The following is an 18,071-nucleotide window of genomic DNA, read 5'->3' as shown; positions in this document are numbered from 1 at the left end:
TAGAAATAATATTATTAACGTAGCGCTACTAACAATTATTTAAAGTTGGTAACACCAAACTTACGTGCTTCTGCCTTTGCACCCGGAGCCCACGCAGTAAGATTTGCGATACGCGTATCACTGGATGGATGCGTGCTCATAAACTCTGGTGGGGATTGTCCTCCACTATTTGCTTTCATTCGTCTCCACAAATCTGCGGCTTCATCAGGGTTATACCCGGCAATCGCCATTAATTGTAAACCAATTTTATCAGCTTCTGTCTCATGACTACGGCTAAAGGGCAACATAACTCCGAATTGCGTCCCTAAACCAAAGGCTGTACCGATAATTTGCTGGGTGCTTTCGCTTCTATTTTGAATGGCAACTGATGTTGCAGCTCCGGCAACTTGTTGTAATTGTCCTGCACTCATACGTTGTTGTCCGTGATTTGCCAAAGCGTGAGCTACCTCATGTCCCATTACAGCAGCAATTCCTGCTTCAGTTTTTGCAATAGGTAAAATTCCAGTGTAGAAAACAATTTTACCTCCCGGCATACACCAGGCATTTACGGCGTCGTCTTTAACTAAATTATATTCCCACTGATACCCATCCAAATATCCGGTATAGCCATTGGCGTTTAACCAGCGTTCTGAGGCTTTAGCTATTTTTTGTCCGACACGGGTAATCATCTGAGCTTCAGAGGTACCGGTTATTACCTTATTTTCACCCAAAAATTGGTCATATTGCTGAAAAGCCATTGGAAAAATTTGTGAATTCGGTACAATCGCCAATGTTTGTTTTCCGGTAAAAGGATTTGTAGCACAAGACATTATTAATGCCGTTGCTCCTATTATAAATAGAGTGTTTTTAATTTTCATGGGTGGTTTTATTTTACTTAACATATATACATGCTATGAGACCATGGTATAAGTACGACAAAAATGGTTCTAACATGTTTTATAAAACTTTATAAGTTTTTACGTGTTAAAATTACGAATTAGAATATAGCTGTTCAAAAATTTACGATGGCTTTAACGTAAAATGCCTATAGCCCGAAATTACGAATCCAAATTACCGGATGAAGGTGTAGAACCGGTCGATGACATTCTTGATACAGGCTGCGGTACCACAGCGGGTATTTCAACATCTTCAATAATCAGTTCGTCTTCAGCTTCCAGACGTAAGCGTTCTCGCTTTTTATCCCATATCATACCGCCGGTCATGATTAAACTGGTCCCAATAATTACGAATAGTAATATACCGGGTTCGAATCCCGGAATAATAGCTTCTGCCGGAATCGCGTAAAAAAGTAATACTGTAATTAACCCTCTGGGTGCAATAAACACTTGCGGACTTATATCTTTACCCATGAACAATCGTAACAAGCCATATCGGATCGCATAAATTGTAACAATAATCAGGATGCTTATTAAGGTAACCCGCAAACTCAATAAGGAAGATAGTGTTATGGTTATTCCAAATATCACAAAGAAAAATGTTCGAACTACAAAGGCTGTTTCAGCTGTAATCACATGTAATTCATGATAAATGGATTTTGCTTTCTCAAAATTTATAAATTCTTTTAACCTCCCTTGAAAAAACAATTTCATGTTCGCAATTACTAATCCAAAAATTAAAATAATAATTAGAGACGATAAGTGCATTTTCTTTCCAACGGCATATAAAAGGAGTAAAACCCCGATAAGCAGAAATAATTTTACCTGACTTTTTATTTTCTGAAAAATAAGGATGATACCATAGCTCGCAATGAGAGAAATCACTATCGTAAGAATTAAGTTCAGCGCAAAACCTGTTACTCCCGTATCTTCGGCGGGATTTAAACTTCCGCTTAGAAAATAAAATAACATGATTCCCAAAATATCAGAAAAGGTGCTTTCATAAATGTGAAATTCCTTTTTCACTTCTGAAAGGCTGACAACCGACGGAATGATAATAGCACTGGATAAAATAGATAATGGGGTAGCATATAACCAGGCAGATTGCATCGTCATCCCATCGACCAAACCATATAATATTAACGCAGCTAGATACGTGGAAACGACTAAGCCAATTAACGCAATTGTAAAGGCTACCAAAATAGGACGTAATTTCTCTCGTTTGAGCTTGAGTTCTAAGGCAGCTTCCAGTACAATCATAATCAAACCGATGATTCCAAGAATTTCAAGCATCGGAAAAAAATCAAAAGGTTCACCTTCAAAAGATGCCAAACCATGTTGTATTATGACACCTAACACAATTAACATTAAAACCGCAGGTACATTCGTCTTTTTAGCTAAGCCATTAAATATAAAAGATAGAATAATAATGACTGAAAAGCCTATGATTAAATTATAGGACGAGAAAATTTCCATATGTAGGTTTTTAGATTCGTTGTTGATTTGGACTGAAAAGATACTAAAATTATCCAAATACAAATGTATTTTTAGACCGATGGAACCTAACGTCCCTTACATCAATGACCTTTTTAACTCATTAAGATCAATATCGGTATTGATAAGTTGCATTACCACCTCTTTTCTAAATTCTTCCAGATCCTCATATTCAAAATATTTGGCCCACTTATAATCTTCCAGAATATTTTTAATCTGTTTGATACGTTTACGGGTATCATCGGCGGTTCGTACCACCGCTACCTGATCATAGTCCGGATCATGTTTATGATTGTATTGAACCGATTTCGTTTCAAAATCAACCGAAATATAGTACGCATCAGCTGCTTCATCCATATTTATTCTAAAATCCTCCCAATCAGCATATCCCAATCGTAAATCATCAATTTCGGCAGGTAAATCAGACAATAATCTCCATTGACAGCTTGCAGCGCGTCCCCAATGATTAGAGAGGCGGTATACACCCTTGGTAGTATAATAATACGAACTGCCCGATTCACTGCGGTAGTGAGGCTTTCTACGTGAAATTTTCCATAATGGTGCCCCTTGAAACACACAATAGGTACGATCAAAAAAGTTATGTTTCGTAAATTTTTTTATTTTTTTCTTCTCCTGTTCTTCCAATAGCTTAGTTGTTTTCCCGGGACAAAGTAATCACAAAATATTTGAAAAGTAAAGGAGGTTTTGACTGTTACCAGAATTTTATTTTTTGTATGATGGCTGATATTTTACCTTTAGACTTGGGTTCTTCAATGTTACCTATTAATGTTCCAATCGGCGCTAACCAAGGAATGGCATCGAACAGCACCTTCAATATTCCGACTAACGGAATTGCTACCACCATCCCCACAATTCCCCAGAGTGCTCCGCCAAAAACTACAGCCAAAATGGTAAACAGTGCATTAAGTCCAACTTTATTCCCTATAACAAAAGGCTCAAGAATATAACTCTCAATAAACTGGGCGATGGTAAAAGTAATGCCAACCCCTATTATTACGGATACTGGAGTAAGGCCCTCGGTTACCATTCCTAATAAAATCGCCAGTCCTGCTCCAATAATATTTCCAACATAGGGAATAACAGAGAGTAACGCTGCAAAACACGCCAAAAACAATGCATATTTTACACCTATAATTTGTAAACCCGTGTAATAAATGATCGCAAGAATAATAATAAGCACCATTTTACCTATAAAATATTGACGACATACAATCGCTGCATTATGCAATGCGTTTTTAGCAGCCTTTTGGTGAGATGCAGAGAAAAAATTAAGAATAGCTTTGTGAATGTGCTCTTTGAAAAAGAGAAAGAAATAGATATATATCAAGATCAGAAAAAAAGAACCCACTACCCCAAATAATGGATTTACCGTGTCTGAAACCATACGCGTTGAAATGGTAAAACTTTGAGAATCGTTTTGATCATTTGGCTTCATAAAATTTATCAACCGGTCCAGTTCTTTAAATTGGATTCCCAAATTTGAGTCTAGATATTGCTGTGCGTTATTGACCGTGGGTAACATCTCTGTGCGTAAATTATTCCATTCGCTTACCACACCTTTGACACGGGTTGAAAATATAAATATCAACACACCCAAGGCAACAACTAAAACGCCCAGTGAGACAAATGCTGCTAGTCCTGAACCTAATCTACGCTTACGTAAGGCATTGTATAATGGTAATAAAGACATTGCAAATAATCCACCTAATACCAAGGGTGCGATATACTGTTGTGTTTGTATGAGTGCTATAATAACACAATAAACTCCGATAATGGAAAGTACGATTACCAATAAACGTTTGACAAAAGTTTCGGACATGCGTGGCTGGTTTTGATTATTCCAACTAAGATACTGTATGTTTCAGGCAGTGTTAATTATGATACTCTGGTTTAACCTCTAATTAACAATACTACTAAGCAAACGTTATGGTTTTAACACTTACATTGCTCCCACATAGACCCAATGCTCCTCTTCTCGTTCGAACAATGAATGTTCTTCTATCACTTGAACTATACCACCCTCAAAAAAATATGCTTTAAAATGTACGGTGCCTTCCTTATCGTTATGCCCCCCTTTTGTAGTACCTAGGACTTCCAATCGTATCCATTGTACAGACTTTGCCCAGGCAACGATTTCCTCTGTATCATGAACCGGTCGCGTGGTACTATGATGACTCTTCATAAGATACGCTCCATTGGCAAGTACAAAAGCTGTATACCTGGACCGCATTAAGTCCTCAGCGGTTTTGGCATTGTCAATATTTCTGTGAATTAACTCACAACAATCTGGATAAGTCTTGGTGGTATCGCAAGGACATTTAGTCATTAGTAGCGCTGTCTTGTGTATGCTCTTTGATCTTTTCCTTTAATGCTTTTAATCGCTCAGTTCGTTCGTCCTGCTTTTGACGTAATTTATTCTTTTTACGATCCACAAGCTTCGCATGCTTTGCTTTATTTTTTGTGTTTTTGGGTCTTCCTGATTTTGCCATAATGGTAACAAGCTGTAATGATAAGCTACAAAAGTAAACTTTTTGTTCAACACAACCTGATATACACTTACCGGATCGGAACAATTGATTCTATTATGCCAGCTGTCAGGGGCAACTTTATGCTTTGTTTAACGTGACTTTATGGGTAGATAGTCTTATTTTTGCAATCGCTAAGTGTCGATTTGGTATGCATTTTGAAGTACCGGATTGGAAAAGCTTTTTAAATTCAAAAATTTAGCACGCAAAGACTACAATGGTTATACTCATCTTTATATTGATCCTATGGTATATGGGATTATTTTTTCAAACTTTTTTTCTTCATAGATATGCCGCGCATCAAACGTTTACAATGTCTAAACTGACAGAAAAAATGTGTTTTGTGCTCACCTGGGTATTTCAGGGTTCTAACTATTTGAGTGCTTACGGATATGGTGTTATGCACCGTATGCATCATGCGTACGTAGACACAGAGAAAGATCCACATTCACCTAAGTATGATAGTAATTTATTTAGTATGATGTGGCGAACAAAATCCATTTATCAGGATATTAATAACAAGCGTATCGCTTTGGATGCAAAATTTACCAAAAATGCACCGCAATGGAAACGTTTTGACAAATTTGCAAGTTCGAACGGTTCAAGAATTGCCTGGGGATTATTTTATACTGCGTTTTTCTACTTTTTTGCTACAGCCTGGTGGCAATGGTTATTTTTACCGGTTGCCTTTTTTATGGCTCCAATTCATGGGGTGATTATCAATTGGTTCGGTCATATAGTAGGTTATACTAATTTTAAGATGAATAATACGTCTAAGAATTTGTTTCCTGTTGATTTCTTAATGATGGGTGAAAGCTATCATAACAATCATCATAAATATGCAAATCGTGCTAATTTCGGCGGAGTGCGTTGGCACGAAATCGATCCTACATATTACATTATGCTGCTATTACATAAATTACGAATTATAAAATTAAAACCGAGTGCTGTCTCTAAATAGTCCAAAACCGTATTAGGATTATAGAGACCCTCTCCACTGGCGTAGCACCTGCTGAATATCAGTTTTAACTTCTGATCGAATTTGTTTTTTTCCCTTGCCTCTTCCAAATTGGGCTTCATAATTGGTTTCAGTATGACGAATATGTGCTTCTACAGCAAGGTCTATCATTTTAGCATCGAACTGCTTTGCATCAGCGGTCCGCCCTACTCTACCACTATACTTCTCACAAGCATGTTGTGCGATAGCAACTTCACGTTGCGATGGACATACGGGGTATCGAGCACGAATTGCTTTGGCAAAAGCTGCTACGTAGATGCGATCTTGTTGTTCACGAACAATCGCAGCCTTTTTATTTTTCTCTGCGCGAATAGCAGCATCTTGAGCACATTCTTTTTCTGCTATTTTAATAGCCATTTCTTGTACCAGTTGTCCGGTACGTTGAAAACGTTTACGCCGTACATTCCATTCTAATACCACAGCACAACGATCCGAATGTTTTTTTGAACGCCTTGTAAGTGCCGCATCTCCCGAAGGTAAGAATACATAACCCACAAAGGGCGAACATGTAAAACAGCTGCCTTTGTGATTCTCACTTTCTGCTACAAAGGATTTACCTTTTGGTATGCGTTTACCACAAACGCTACATTTGAGTTTCTCTTTTTTGGTAAGGAAGATATTTTGAGATTCGGTTGCCAAAAGCTATGATTTTAGATAGGCAAAAGTAATGGTTTTGGGGTGTTTTTTTGGAAATAAAATGAGTTAAGAGAGATTATAAAATTACTTTAATAAAAAATATAGTGTCTTTAATAATTAATATGGCTCTCAATTTTTATAAACTCTTTTTTATATAATCAAAGACCAGAAATTTTCACTCAACAACACCCAAACCCTTATAAAATCAGGGAATCTGCGCCCTCACATAACCATTGGTTCTTTAAACTACTCACCGGTTTACAACTATAAACTAGTGAGTTAGTGAAAAATAAATTTGGAAGTATTACGGAAAAACCGTAATTTAGTTACTCCAAATCAATAAAACTTGTGCTTATGCGGAAAACTACTCTCATTGAAAATTTCAATTCTCAAAACTTAGCCGAAAAGTATTTTAACATCTGGAATGATGGTCAGCATTTGTTTACCGTTAATGATTATAACAGAGACTTTCAATATAGTATCTTTTACATCAAAGGTTTATTTGCTGAAGTCATTTACAACAAGCTAGATGGAAATATTTTAACTATTAACAGCTTTAGCGATAAAAAGAAATTACAGTTCTATCTAGACACTGATTTTTCCTAACCCCTTTTTTTGCCCTTAGTTCCATTGTAAGCGAAATACCCTTACATTGTCTCAGCTTTCGTTTGCGATACACTAGCTAGTTTTGCATACTGTTCAAAATTCTGCACTACTGCTACCGCCCCATGTATCGCTTCGCGGCTTTATTTTTAAATAACCTTATCCCCTACTGTTACTTAATAGTTCAGCGTATAGTCAGCGTACGTACCATTGTTGCTCATTTGAGAGGCATTGACCCAAATCCAGGTGAGATTATAAGAATGCGTAACAGCGTAAGTCGGAGATGGTAATATTAAAGTATCTTTTAATATATCTCAATCTTTAATATTTTTTTTAGTTTTATATAGAATATTCAATAGTAATCCCAGTATTACCATAGCGGTTCCCATAATGCTCAATACCGGATAACGATCCCCGAACCAAACAATTCCTGCGAGCATAGTACTAATAACTTCAATATATTTTAAAGAAACCACTTTATTAGTTACTTGGGATTGAAAGGCTTTGGTCATAAATAATTGTCCAAAATAGCCAAAAATACCAAGACTTAATAACAGTAACCACTCAATTCCTCTCGGAGTCGTCCAATAGAAAATACTGAAGGTTCCACCTACAATAAAGGAAATCCACATAAAATAATTTACAATAACAACAGGATGATCACTGTGTCCTATTTTATTTATAAGTATGTAAACAAATCCACTCGCCAAAGCCGAACACAGTACCAATACCAGACCCACTAAATTAATATCCGGATCAAATCCTTTAATTACTAAAACTCCGGAAAAAGCAAGTAAAAAAAACGACCATTGTACAGAGGCGATGCGTTCTCTTAAAAAAACAACTGCTAATAAAGCTGCAAATATGGGCGATGTGTACCGCAAAGAAACTGCGGTTCCAATTGGAAGATAAGGCACTGCAAGAAAAAACAGCCCCATAGAAGTTACACCAGCCAACCCTCTTGCTATTAATAATGTGCGTTTACTCCCCAGCATAGGAATTTTTTTTATAGTGTAAGAAGCTCATTGTGAATACCAAGGAGCCTACCGACCGAAACATAATTAATTGTGCTGCACTAAAATGTACCAGATATTTGACAAAAAGATTCATCATCGTAAACGATAATGCACTAATTACCATAAAGTATATTGCTTGCCTCATTGGTTCAAAGATACCTTTTCCCCCCACTACTTCATGCTAATCATTCTCTGAGTATTGAAAAAAAAATAACCTCTATAAATAGTATATTAACAATAATCCCTAGTAAATGTTACGAATACGCTATAGAAATACTAATTTTTACGATTTACCCAACATACTATTCTTCTATATAATTTCGTTTTAATATATTCACGGCACGATAAATGCCCCTATATCTGCGATGAAAATCTTACTTTACCTACTACTATGTATCTCCGCCTTTGGTTATGGTCAACGCTATGAGCTACACGATCCCTTATTAAAAGAGCCCGTTTCATATGCCACCATATCATTTGGCAACGGCAATGGCATGTTCGCCGATGCCAATGGAGTATTTTATTTTTCCCCTAAGCGATATGCTGATATTGACACACTATATATTACAGCAGTTGGATACAAAGACAAGGTGGTCGATACACGTACTATGCCTTCGGCCTTGATTATGGAACAGGATATAGCACAGTTGCAGGAAGTATATCTAACCGGAGAAAAAAGAAGAAAATACAAGGTCAAAAAGATTGCATCAAAAGTACACGCCGATTACTTTAAATGTTGGCTCCCTACAGTAGAGTCTGAAATAGGTGTGTTTTTTCCTAAACCATCAACCACACCGGTAAAAATTGCTTCGGTTTACTTACCTGTTAAAATGGAAGCATCGCGTAGCGCTTCTGGCAAACCACAAGCCTTTTCAACATTGTTTAAAATGCAATTCTATAGCAATGTGGATGGTAAACCTTCAAAACGTCTGCCATATGAGGACATAATTTTTCGGGTGACAGAAAAAGATAAAGCAAATTTTGAACTTGATATTTCAGAATATAAAATATACGTACCTTCTGATGGTATTTACATCTCAATTCAAGTGCTTGGTTACACGGATAGTGAAGGTAATTTACAAGATACTCGTAAATACCATGAGGTGGAAACACCCAAAGGTTTTGTAAAGATTTCTACCACCTTCAGACCGCTTTTACCCTTTACAGACAAGATAGACAACTTTATCACATTTACGAGAAGGATTTTCTATAAAAATCGTACCTGGCAACGTTTTGACAGTAATTATACTAAAGGAAATTCATTAATTCAGCGTGGATTTACAAATTATGGTATGGGAGTTAAATTTCACGTCTATGAAGGCACCAAATAGTTAATCCATAATAGAACGTTGCGTATTGTGCTGTAACGCTATCTGTCTTTCTGATGGATGTTGATCCGGATGCGCTGTAAAATATACCGCTTCGGTAATGGTCATAAAATAATGGTCGACTCCCAGTTGTTCAGTAAATCCGGAGCGTTTTAAAAAGTCACGTACAGGACCTATTGCTCCAGAAATTAATAACTGTACATTATTAATTGACAAATACGCATTTACATTATATAAGGTGTGTAAACCTGTGCTATCGATATCGTGCATATTGGTCATGTCCAGAATAAAAAATTCAGGTTGCGTTTCACGCTTTTGTAAAGCCGCCATAATAGTTTCTCTAAAATAGTTTGTGTTACCAAAAAAGAGTTGATTGTCAAATCTCAAAATTAAATATTTTGCTGCTTTGGAAGCTTCAGGAAAACGTTCGTAATTTCGATAATATTCGGTTCCGGGAATATTGACTAATTCAGCCACATGCGGTCTGGAACTATAATACAACATAAAAATAAACGATAATAATACCCCAATCAATATGCCTATTTCAATACTCAAAAATAGCGTACATAGAAACGTTATTACCATAATCAAGAATTCGCGTCTCCTCAATTTCAATAACATTTTGGCCCCTTTAAAATCAAGTAAACCCAGTACGGATAATACAATAATTGCCGCCAAAACGCTTTTGGGAATATAATAAAAGAACTTAGTAAAGAACAATAACGACACAATAATTAAGACAGCTGTTACAAGAGAAGCTATGGTAGTTTTGGCTCCTTGCTGATCGTTTATAGCCGATCGGCTATAACTACCTGATGACGGAACAGCAAGAAAAAATGCGCCCAGAATTTTTGAAATTCCCAGCGCCAGTAATTCCTGATTTGCCCGTACGGTATGATCCCGATTTTTCATCTCAAAAGACTTAGCAATTCCTATACTTCCAATAAATCCTATTAGTGTTACGGTAAAAACAGTGGGTAATAAATTTAGTAGTGTTTGATAATCGGCAAATGGAACTACAAATGAAGGTAAACCTTTTGGTACTTCGCCAATAATAGCCACTCCCCGATCGTTCAATCCAAATTGATAGGTTGCTAACGCTCCTAAAACAAGTACTATCAATGCCCCGGGAAACGTCTTTTTCCATCGTTTAAGTAACAACATTAAAATTATTGCTGTTATAAATAATAGAGAAGTATAAATATTAATTTCTGAAAAATTTTGTGTTAAGTGTATCAGAACCTCATAGCTCTGATCATATCTGGGCATATTAATACCTAAAGCTTCTTTGATTTGTGACATGATAATAATGATCGCGGCGGCTGAGATAAACCCTGAAATTACGGGTTGTGATATCAAGTTGGTTAAAAATCCCATTTTAAATATGCTCATTAACACCTGTACTATGCCGATTAACAATCCGGTATAAATTACCAGATGCACAAAAGTATCAGAGAATGGGATGGCCAACTGACTTATACCACTCATAATCAAAATGGCAGTTACTGCCACCGGACCAATACTCAATTGTGTTGAAGTACCTAAAAGTGCGTAAATGATTAACGGAATTAAACATGCATACAGTCCATATATGGGAGGTACACCCATCAATAATGCATAGGCAATAGCTTGCGGAATCAAAACCACACCCACGGTTGTCCCCGCAATTAGATCTGCTTTAAAAATCTCAAAGCGATACGTCTTAAGGGTGTTCAAAATAGGCAAAAAGTGAGATAATGTTTTGATGAACTATAAATTTTAAGTGACCTTAAAACTACAACAGATTGTGTTGATAACCCAAGTGTTTTTTAAACAAATTAATTTTTACCTGAAAGTTTTCAATACTTTTGAAAAAATAAACCTTTTATATGAATGAATATTACATGTTGGCGCTGTTAGTACTTGTGGGATTTATCACAGGAATTATTAATACACTGGCTGGAGGTGGCTCGTTACTTACATTGCCTATGTTAATCTTTATGGGTTTGCCACCAGCGATCGCAAACGGTACCAATCGTATTGGTATTTTGATTCAAGGGATTACAACAGTTGCAGGTTTTCGTAGTAAAGGAGTACATACCTCAAAATTTGGAGTCTATCTGGGACTTTCTGCATTGATAGGATCGCTGATAGGAGCAAAAATAGCGGTTGATATCAAAGGAGAAACTTTTAATCAAATTTTGGCTGTCGTTATGATTTTAGTGGTTCTCTTTATGGTTTTTCAACCTAAAAGAAACGGATTGGAAACTTTTGAGAGAATTACAGGGAACTATTTTTGGTGGTCAGTTATTGCATTCTTTTTTATCGGAATCTACGGTGGGTTTATTCAGGCAGGAATTGGTATATTTATTTTATTGGCGCTTTCTTCTATCAATCACATGAGTCTGGTTAAGTCTAATGCTATTAAGAGCCTCGTAGTTGCTATTTACACTGTAGCAGCATTATTAGTTTTTATTCTTAATGATCAAATCAATTTTCTATATGGTATTGTGCTTGCTGCGGGTAATGCTACCGGAGGATGGTTTGCAAGCAGATGGTCAGTTAAAAAAGGTGATGGAATGGTTAAGTTTTTTCTGGTAGTGATGGTTATTGCGATGGCCATAAAACTACTTTGGGATAGTTAATATTCCTTTAATGTTTTTTATCACTTCCTCATATATCTTATCTTAAACCAAAATATATTTCATTATGAAAATTAACTATAAATATTTTTTGGTTTTTTTAGCAGCTGCCACTGTAGCCTGTAAAGAAAATCCAAAAAAATCATCAGCCGAAGCACCTGAAAATGTTTCACAATCTGAAATGGCTTCTGAAAATATTAGCAAGTCCGACCACAAAATGGCTTCTTTTGAGCTTACTCCTATTTCACATGCTACAGCAGTATTGCAATTTGAGGGCAAAACAATTTACCTTGATCCGACAGGTGGTAATAAAGCATTTGAAAAATTCCCTTCTCCCGATTTAGTATTGATTACCGATATACACGGAGATCATATGGATATCGAGACATTAAATAGTTTGGACTTAAGTAAGACAAAATTAGTAGTTCCTCAAGCGGTAGCCGAAAAATTACCGGCTGATTATACCGATAAATTGATCTTACTAGCTAACGGAGAGGTCAAGAATCTTATGAACATTAAAATTGAGGCGATACCTATGTACAACTTGAGAGAAGAAGCTTTAAAGTTTCACGAAAAGGGAAGAGGTAATGGATATGTTTTAACTTTGGACGACGAACGTGTTTATTTTTCGGGAGACACCGAAGATATACCGGAAATGCGTAATTTAGATAATATTGATCATGCTTTTGTGTGTATGAACCTACCGTATACTATGACTGTAAAAAGTGCTGCCGATGCTGTGCTGGATTTTAAGCCTAAAAAAGTATATCCTTATCACTATCGTGGAACAGATGGTCTAAGCGATGTGGCAGAATTTAAGTCCATAGTAAATTCAAATAACCCAGCTATAGAAGTCATCCAACTGGACTGGTATCCAAAGATTAAATAGACCTTAGATTAAGCTAAATCCTTGTCATTGTTTAGCTTTGGCAGGGATTTCATATATTCTTCAACCCAGTCGATAGCGATATCCAACTGATCAAAACTCATAATATTATTCTGAAAGAAAATCTCTTCTACTCTTAGACTTGTTTCCTGATGAGAATTAAATAAAACAACTGCTAGAATCGCCAGGTTAGGAAAAATTTCATAAATCCTCTTATAATCCATAGGTTCCAATGCATAACTGTGAATGCGATGTGAAATATAACCAAAAGGTCTTTTTTCAAAATGTATAGCGGTTAATTCTCCTATGTAGGTTGCCTTATCATAGTTAAAATGAACCCCTTCATGTACTTCGACCACTACAATAGATGTAAAAAAATAAAGTGTACAAAATTCGAGCACATATTTTTTTACAAAGTTTTGATGTCGTTCTATTTTATACATTCAATTTAGTCCATTATTTTTAAAAAAATAAGTGCCAAATATAGGGTAAAATCTTTGTGAGGTGACATAAAATATAAATAAGACTATTTTTTTGTCTACGACTCAATTGTACGCATTTTCATTAGCTAGCCTACGGCTATCCTTTTTTATGTTAATCCTTTAAGAAATAACGCATTAACACCGGGTTAAATTCATAAAACTATGTTATTGTTTTGGTTCTTAGTATTCTAATGATTATCATATGTGTTTGACAAGTAAATAATAAGGATATACATGAGACAACTAAAAATTACAAAGCAAGTTACGAATAGAGAATCTAAGTCGTTAAACAGTTACTTACAGGATGTGAGTAAAATCGATATGATTACTGCCGATGAAGAGGTAGAATTGGCGAAGCGTATTCAAAAAGGAGACGAAACCGCTTTAAACAAACTTACTCGTGCAAATTTGCGTTTTGTGATTTCTGTTGCAAAACAATATCAAAATCAAGGGTTGAGCTTACCTGATTTAATTAATGAAGGCAACGTAGGCTTGGTTAAAGCAGCAAAGCGCTTTGATGAGACGCGGGGATTTAAATTTATATCGTACGCAGTTTGGTGGATTCGCCAGGCAATCCTACAGGCAATTGCTGAACAAGCTAGAATTGTACGACTTCCATTGAACAAAATAGGTGAGATTACCAAGATAAATAAGGTAATGGGGCATTTACAACAAAAATATCAACGTAAACCTACCGCCGAGGAAATAGCGAGCGAATTACAGATATCAATTAGTAAGGTAAAATTATCTTTAAAAAATTCTAGTCGAAGTTTATCAATGGATGCTCCTTTTCAGGAAGGCGAAGATGACTTCAACATGTACAATGTGCTGCAATCCGGTGATACTCCGAAACCTGATAATGAATTGATGCATGAATCTCTAAAAATTGAAATAGAACGTGCATTGGATACATTGACACCCCGTGAAAAGGATGTAGTAATGTTGAATTTTGGCCTTAACAATCAAGCCGCTATGACACTTGAAGAAATAGGTCAAACATTTGATATTAGCAGAGAACGTGTCAGACAAATTCGTGAAAAGGCCATTCGTCGCCTGCGTAATCGTTCTAAAAATAGAATATTAAAAAATTACCTGGGATAGGATAATCGGACTAATGTTTAGTTGCATTATAAGTATAGAAGTTGCGGTGATTAATTTTTAACAATAATCATCGTAGCTTTTCCTCCTGTGAGTAAATTCCATTGATTTGTCGTAATTAATTTCCCTTTGTCATCATACACTTGAAATTGTGCTGTATTAGGACCAGAGGTCCCTTGATTCAAAGCTTCTATTACGATTTTATTAAATCCTGGAATTAGATCTATAATCAAGCCGGTATATTGACCCGTAAGATAGACATTCCCTCTAATCACATCATCATCCAGATACACCCGTATCACATCACCATCTACACTTCCAAAATCTCTATAGACAAGTTGTATAAATTCACCACTGTTACTGTAATCTCCAAAATATTGATCGGTGACCCCTTCAGCATTTTCTTCCTTTTCACGTTTTAAGTAATTGGGAGTAAACGTATGGGTATTTTTATGAAATTGGTCATCTCCCATCAATTTCTTCGGTTCGTTTTGTCTGCTGTAAGATTGAAATTTATCTGAGTTCAAGTTCGAGCTATTACTATTCAATAATGAAGAAGATGCGCTGTTTAATCCGTTGGAAGCATTTGTAGATGTACCTAAAGGACTTACAACACCACCCATTGTTCCTCGATCCATTTGTGAATATCCTAAAAGAGAACACAAGATAAAACATCCCACGAACCAAACTTTTAGATAATTTCTACGCTCCTTCATACTATCAAAGATAACCAATATTGAATTATTAAAGTAATTTTTTCATCATACAGTAATGGTAACATAACATTTATTTAAATGATGAAGTCAAAAAATATAGAAATAAATTTTTGAGAGTCAATTCATATATGTTATTTTGCTAACTTGAATCCAATTTTATGACATATCCTATTATTTGTGGTGCTTTACTAATTATACTCGTTCTAGTGCTATTTTACACCGGTAAAATAATTCTAGATTTACGACGCAAAAATAAGGAGCTTAAGATTTCGCAACAAAGAGCTGAGCAACAAGCAAAGCTAAAGCAAGAGTTTATATCAACCTTAAGTCACGAGTTGAGAACGCCGTTATATGGGATGATGGGATTAACACGGCTTATTGTAGAAGAACACCCTGAGCTGAAGTCGAATAGAAATCTTAGATCGCTTAAATTTTCTGGAGATTATTTACTATCGCTTATAAATAATATTTTACAGGTTAATTATATCAACTATGAAGAATTAATTCCTGCCAAGACCTCTTTTAATTTGAAGGATACGGTAAGCAACCTTGTTAATTCTTTCAGTTATGCAACTGAGAACAGTGATAATACTTTAGATTTTAAATTTGATGAATCGATTCCCGAACAACTGGAAAGTGATCCGGCGATATTAACTCAAATTTTAATGAACTTGATCAGTAACGCTTTAAGATTCAGCAAAAATGGGATAGTGTTATTCACAGTTGATACGATAAAGGATGATGCAACTAGTTGTACAATTTCTTTTAATATTCGCTTTGATGGTAGCGAGGTTTCTAAAGAAGATGAAGATTCCATTTATGAAGAGTTCACCAATATTGAAACCGAAAAACGTTCATATTTGGGGATCGGGCTTAATTCGACTATCGTCAAAAGTTTAGCCACTGCTTTGGATAGTGAAATTATTAAACAAGACAGTAGCTTTTCGGGATCCGAGTACGCCTTTGCTGTAACTTTCAAAAAAGCTAGTCAACATACAGAACAATCCATTGCAGAAAAAACAGTAACATCAGATAAATTGAGAGCGCTGGTAGTTGATGATAATAAGCTTAATTTGCTTGTTGCTGATAAAATTTTATCCAGTGAAAACTTTGACTGTACCACTATTGATAATGGGTATGATGCTATTGACCTTGTTCGTGATAATTCGTATGACATTATATTGATGGATATCAATATGCCCAAATTAAACGGAATTGGTACTACAAAAAGAATCCGTGAATTTGATCAAGCCACACCAATCATAGCACTTACTGCAGTAGACGTTACCCAGCTCAACAGGCAAATTATACAGGCGGGACTAAATGATTACATTTTAAAACCTTACGATAAAAATCATTTGTTAGAATTGATAAACAAAAACATAGAAAACACGAAGAGTTAGATCATTAGCAACGTATTAACCTTGGTGCTATTACCTTACCGGTATTTCTATAATAAATCGGCTACCAGCATCCAGTTTTGATTCAATAGTTATTGTTCCCTGTAAATTCGTGATGATTTTTTTTACTGTCGCCAATCCTATACCACTTCCCGAGTTACCGTGACGGTCTTGTGTATTTAAGGTAGTAAACAATTCAAAGATTTTCTCCTGATCTTCGTTAGATATACCGTTACCGTTATCTTCAAGAATAAATCGATAAGCATCGTTACGTTTTTCAAAACCTATTGTAATTCTAACTTCCTCCTTAGTATTATACTTATAAGAATTTGTAACCAGATTTAAAAAAACTTGCTGCATGGCAGGTTTATTAATCACAATTTCCGTTTGTTCATTAGGAAAAGAAAAGGTTACTTCATCAGATAATCCGGATAGCTCTGCAATTCTGTCGAAAAAGATAGCTACCGGAACAGCTTCTCGTTTATGCTTTAAAATATTATCGCTTTTATAAAATGCCAATAACCCATCAATATATTCACGCAACGCCGATGAAGAAGCTTTTAAGTATTTGATATACAACAAGGAATCTTCGCTTAAAATATCGCCATTGTCGATTTCTAAGAGCTCTGTCAGTGAAGTGATGTTAGCTAAAGGTGATTTGAGGTCGTGAGAAACAACACGCGCAAATTTTTCTAAGTTCTGATTACGTAACTCCAATTGTTCTTGGAATTTTTGTAATTGTGTGTTTTTTAATTTTTGTTCAAATAATTCCATTACCTGATTTGCCATAGTAAGCATGGCTCGTATCTGACTATCGTCCAATGTTCTTGGCTCATAATCAAAGACACATAACGTACCTAACTTATAACCTTCTTTATCAATCAAGGGAACGCCGGCATAAAAAACAATGTTTTGCTCTGTAACAAGTGGATTATCAAAAAATCTAGCATCCAATCGTGCGTCTTCAACGATCATCACCGGAGCCTCATTAATAATCGCATGACCACAAAAAGAGGTTTCTCGAGGTGCCTGATCAAAGCTAACACCGTGATGTGATTTTAAATAATTACGTTGATTATCTAACAAGGTTATTAAAGCAATAGGAGTATTACAAATGTAACTTAGTAATGAAGTGTATGCATCAAAATTTGAATTTGGGATGCTATCTAGCATCTTATACTTATCAACTGCTTTTTGACGCTCATATTCATTGGGAGATAAACTTGGGGCTATCATATAAGAATATTTGAGTATAACTGTGCAAAACTAATGCATCTTACCGATAAAATGTGTGTTTTATCATAGTATTAATTTATAGCAGAACTGTTTACTATTATCATTTTACCATATTT

Annotated in this window: 19 protein-coding genes; 7 read left to right on the top strand and 12 right to left on the bottom strand. The window is 35.7% G+C overall.

What is annotated here, in order from left to right; translation table 11 throughout:
• Positions 1-35 precede the first annotated feature (35 nt).
• The 6 genes from BD809_RS06865 to BD809_RS15555 form a co-directional block, all read right to left on the bottom strand.
• A complete protein-coding gene (locus BD809_RS06865; protein WP_148782228.1) occupies positions 36-857 on the bottom strand; it encodes a M48 family metallopeptidase in 822 nt (273 codons plus the stop codon).
• A gap of 180 nt (positions 858-1,037) precedes the next feature.
• A complete protein-coding gene (locus BD809_RS06860; protein ID WP_148782227.1) occupies positions 1,038-2,351 on the bottom strand; it encodes a cation:proton antiporter domain-containing protein in 1,314 nt (437 codons plus the stop codon).
• A gap of 96 nt (positions 2,352-2,447) precedes the next feature.
• Positions 2,448-3,014: a hypothetical protein gene (locus BD809_RS06855; protein ID WP_148782226.1), complete on the bottom strand. Its 567-nt coding sequence runs from the start codon at positions 3,012-3,014 to the stop codon at positions 2,448-2,450.
• A 67-nt stretch (positions 3,015-3,081) separates the two neighbouring features.
• Positions 3,082-4,209 carry an AI-2E family transporter gene (locus BD809_RS06850; protein WP_148782225.1) on the bottom strand — a complete coding sequence of 376 codons (1,128 nt, stop codon included), beginning with the start codon at positions 4,207-4,209 and terminating at the stop codon, positions 3,082-3,084.
• Between the two features lie 120 nt (positions 4,210-4,329).
• On the bottom strand, positions 4,330-4,716 hold the full coding sequence (locus BD809_RS06845; RefSeq protein WP_148782224.1) for a YchJ family protein: 387 nt from the start codon (positions 4,714-4,716) through the stop codon (positions 4,330-4,332).
• A complete protein-coding gene (locus BD809_RS15555) occupies positions 4,709-4,879 on the bottom strand; it encodes a hypothetical protein (RefSeq protein WP_170251777.1) in 171 nt (56 codons plus the stop codon). Before BD809_RS15555 ends, BD809_RS06845 begins: the two co-directional genes overlap by 8 nt.
• A 253-nt stretch (positions 4,880-5,132) precedes the next feature.
• Between BD809_RS15555 and BD809_RS06840 the strand changes: the two genes are divergently transcribed.
• Positions 5,133-5,876 (top strand): acyl-CoA desaturase, encoded by a 744-nt coding sequence (locus BD809_RS06840; RefSeq protein ID WP_148782223.1) that lies wholly within the window; start codon positions 5,133-5,135, stop codon positions 5,874-5,876.
• An 18-nt stretch (positions 5,877-5,894) separates the two neighbouring features.
• Here the strand turns inward: BD809_RS06840 and BD809_RS06835 are convergent, their stop codons facing one another.
• Positions 5,895-6,572 (bottom strand): DUF2293 domain-containing protein, encoded by a 678-nt coding sequence (locus BD809_RS06835; protein WP_148782222.1) that lies wholly within the window; start codon positions 6,570-6,572, stop codon positions 5,895-5,897.
• Positions 6,573-6,923: 351 nt separating this feature from the next.
• Between BD809_RS06835 and BD809_RS06830 the strand changes: the two genes are divergently transcribed.
• The gene (locus BD809_RS06830) at positions 6,924-7,175 is read left to right on the top strand and encodes a hypothetical protein (RefSeq protein WP_148782221.1); all 252 of its coding nucleotides are present in this window, start codon (positions 6,924-6,926) and stop codon (positions 7,173-7,175) included.
• 311 nt (positions 7,176-7,486) lie between these two features.
• Here the strand turns inward: BD809_RS06830 and BD809_RS06825 are convergent, their stop codons facing one another.
• Positions 7,487-8,167 (bottom strand): DMT family transporter, encoded by a 681-nt coding sequence (locus tag BD809_RS06825; RefSeq protein ID WP_317130858.1) that lies wholly within the window; start codon positions 8,165-8,167, stop codon positions 7,487-7,489.
• 386 nt (positions 8,168-8,553) lie between these two features.
• Between BD809_RS06825 and BD809_RS06820 the strand changes: the two genes are divergently transcribed.
• A complete protein-coding gene (locus BD809_RS06820; protein WP_148782220.1) occupies positions 8,554-9,519 on the top strand; it encodes a carboxypeptidase-like regulatory domain-containing protein in 966 nt (321 codons plus the stop codon).
• Here the strand turns inward: BD809_RS06820 and BD809_RS06815 are convergent, their stop codons facing one another.
• The gene (locus BD809_RS06815; RefSeq protein WP_170251776.1) at positions 9,520-11,241 is read right to left on the bottom strand and encodes a SulP family inorganic anion transporter; all 1,722 of its coding nucleotides are present in this window, start codon (positions 11,239-11,241) and stop codon (positions 9,520-9,522) included.
• 143 nt (positions 11,242-11,384) lie between these two features.
• On the opposite strand from BD809_RS06815, the gene BD809_RS06810 reads away from it, so the two are divergent.
• Together BD809_RS06810 and BD809_RS06805 are read left to right on the top strand one after the other, a co-directional pair.
• Complete coding sequence (locus BD809_RS06810) at positions 11,385-12,140, top strand: sulfite exporter TauE/SafE family protein (RefSeq protein ID WP_148782218.1); 756 nt, start codon at positions 11,385-11,387, stop codon at positions 12,138-12,140.
• A 64-nt stretch (positions 12,141-12,204) separates the two neighbouring features.
• The gene (locus BD809_RS06805) at positions 12,205-13,026 is read left to right on the top strand and encodes an MBL fold metallo-hydrolase (RefSeq protein WP_148782217.1); all 822 of its coding nucleotides are present in this window, start codon (positions 12,205-12,207) and stop codon (positions 13,024-13,026) included.
• An 8-nt stretch (positions 13,027-13,034) separates the two neighbouring features.
• Here the strand turns inward: BD809_RS06805 and BD809_RS06800 are convergent, their stop codons facing one another.
• On the bottom strand, positions 13,035-13,466 hold the full coding sequence (locus BD809_RS06800) for a hypothetical protein (protein WP_148782216.1): 432 nt from the start codon (positions 13,464-13,466) through the stop codon (positions 13,035-13,037).
• Between the two features lie 273 nt (positions 13,467-13,739).
• On the opposite strand from BD809_RS06800, the gene BD809_RS06795 reads away from it, so the two are divergent.
• Positions 13,740-14,606, top strand: a complete 867-nt coding sequence (locus tag BD809_RS06795) for a sigma-70 family RNA polymerase sigma factor (RefSeq protein WP_148782215.1) — start codon at positions 13,740-13,742, stop codon at positions 14,604-14,606.
• Between the two features lie 50 nt (positions 14,607-14,656).
• Here BD809_RS06795 and BD809_RS06790 read toward each other — a convergent pair whose 3' ends face one another.
• Positions 14,657-15,241 (bottom strand): hypothetical protein, encoded by a 585-nt coding sequence (locus BD809_RS06790; protein WP_170251774.1) that lies wholly within the window; start codon positions 15,239-15,241, stop codon positions 14,657-14,659.
• Positions 15,242-15,477: 236 nt separating this feature from the next.
• On the opposite strand from BD809_RS06790, the gene BD809_RS06785 reads away from it, so the two are divergent.
• On the top strand, positions 15,478-16,722 hold the full coding sequence (locus BD809_RS06785) for a response regulator (protein WP_148782213.1): 1,245 nt from the start codon (positions 15,478-15,480) through the stop codon (positions 16,720-16,722).
• Positions 16,723-16,752: 30 nt separating this feature from the next.
• On the opposite strand, the gene BD809_RS06780 is transcribed toward BD809_RS06785, so the two are convergent.
• Positions 16,753-17,955 (bottom strand): sensor histidine kinase, encoded by a 1,203-nt coding sequence (locus tag BD809_RS06780; protein ID WP_148782212.1) that lies wholly within the window; start codon positions 17,953-17,955, stop codon positions 16,753-16,755.
• Between the last annotated feature and the right edge of the window lie 116 nt (positions 17,956-18,071).

Origin of the sequence: Aquimarina intermedia (assembly GCF_008124785.1) — a bacterium.
GTDB lineage: Bacteria > Bacteroidota > Bacteroidia > Flavobacteriales > Flavobacteriaceae > Aquimarina > Aquimarina intermedia.
Note: the sequence above shows the minus strand (reverse complement) of the source record. Positions and strands in the feature narration are given on the sequence as shown.

Bases quoted from the DNA above. Each gene is read 5' to 3' on its own strand.
- BD809_RS06865 (WP_148782228.1), bottom strand. From the start codon at position 857: ATGAAAATTAAAAACACTCTATTTATAATAGGAGCAACGGCATTAATA.
- BD809_RS06860 (WP_148782227.1), bottom strand. From the start codon at position 2,351: ATGGAAATTTTCTCGTCCTATAATTTAATCATAGGCTTTTCAGTCATT.
- BD809_RS06850 (WP_148782225.1), bottom strand. From the start codon at position 4,209: ATGTCCGAAACTTTTGTCAAACGTTTATTGGTAATCGTACTTTCCATT.
- BD809_RS06845 (WP_148782224.1), bottom strand. From the start codon at position 4,716: ATGACTAAATGTCCTTGCGATACCACCAAGACTTATCCAGATTGTTGT.
- BD809_RS15555 (WP_170251777.1), bottom strand. From the start codon at position 4,879: ATGGCAAAATCAGGAAGACCCAAAAACACAAAAAATAAAGCAAAGCAT.
- BD809_RS06840 (WP_148782223.1), top strand. From the start codon at position 5,133: ATGGTTATACTCATCTTTATATTGATCCTATGGTATATGGGATTATTT.
- BD809_RS06830 (WP_148782221.1), top strand. From the start codon at position 6,924: ATGCGGAAAACTACTCTCATTGAAAATTTCAATTCTCAAAACTTAGCC.
- BD809_RS06825 (WP_317130858.1), bottom strand. From the start codon at position 8,167: ATGCTGGGGAGTAAACGCACATTATTAATAGCAAGAGGGTTGGCTGGT.
- BD809_RS06820 (WP_148782220.1), top strand. From the start codon at position 8,554: ATGAAAATCTTACTTTACCTACTACTATGTATCTCCGCCTTTGGTTAT.
- BD809_RS06810 (WP_148782218.1), top strand. From the start codon at position 11,385: ATGAATGAATATTACATGTTGGCGCTGTTAGTACTTGTGGGATTTATC.
- BD809_RS06805 (WP_148782217.1), top strand. From the start codon at position 12,205: ATGAAAATTAACTATAAATATTTTTTGGTTTTTTTAGCAGCTGCCACT.
- BD809_RS06800 (WP_148782216.1), bottom strand. From the start codon at position 13,466: ATGTATAAAATAGAACGACATCAAAACTTTGTAAAAAAATATGTGCTC.
- BD809_RS06795 (WP_148782215.1), top strand. From the start codon at position 13,740: ATGAGACAACTAAAAATTACAAAGCAAGTTACGAATAGAGAATCTAAG.
- BD809_RS06790 (WP_170251774.1), bottom strand. From the start codon at position 15,241: ATGGATCGAGGAACAATGGGTGGTGTTGTAAGTCCTTTAGGTACATCT.
- BD809_RS06785 (WP_148782213.1), top strand. From the start codon at position 15,478: ATGACATATCCTATTATTTGTGGTGCTTTACTAATTATACTCGTTCTA.
- BD809_RS06780 (WP_148782212.1), bottom strand. From the start codon at position 17,955: ATGATAGCCCCAAGTTTATCTCCCAATGAATATGAGCGTCAAAAAGCA.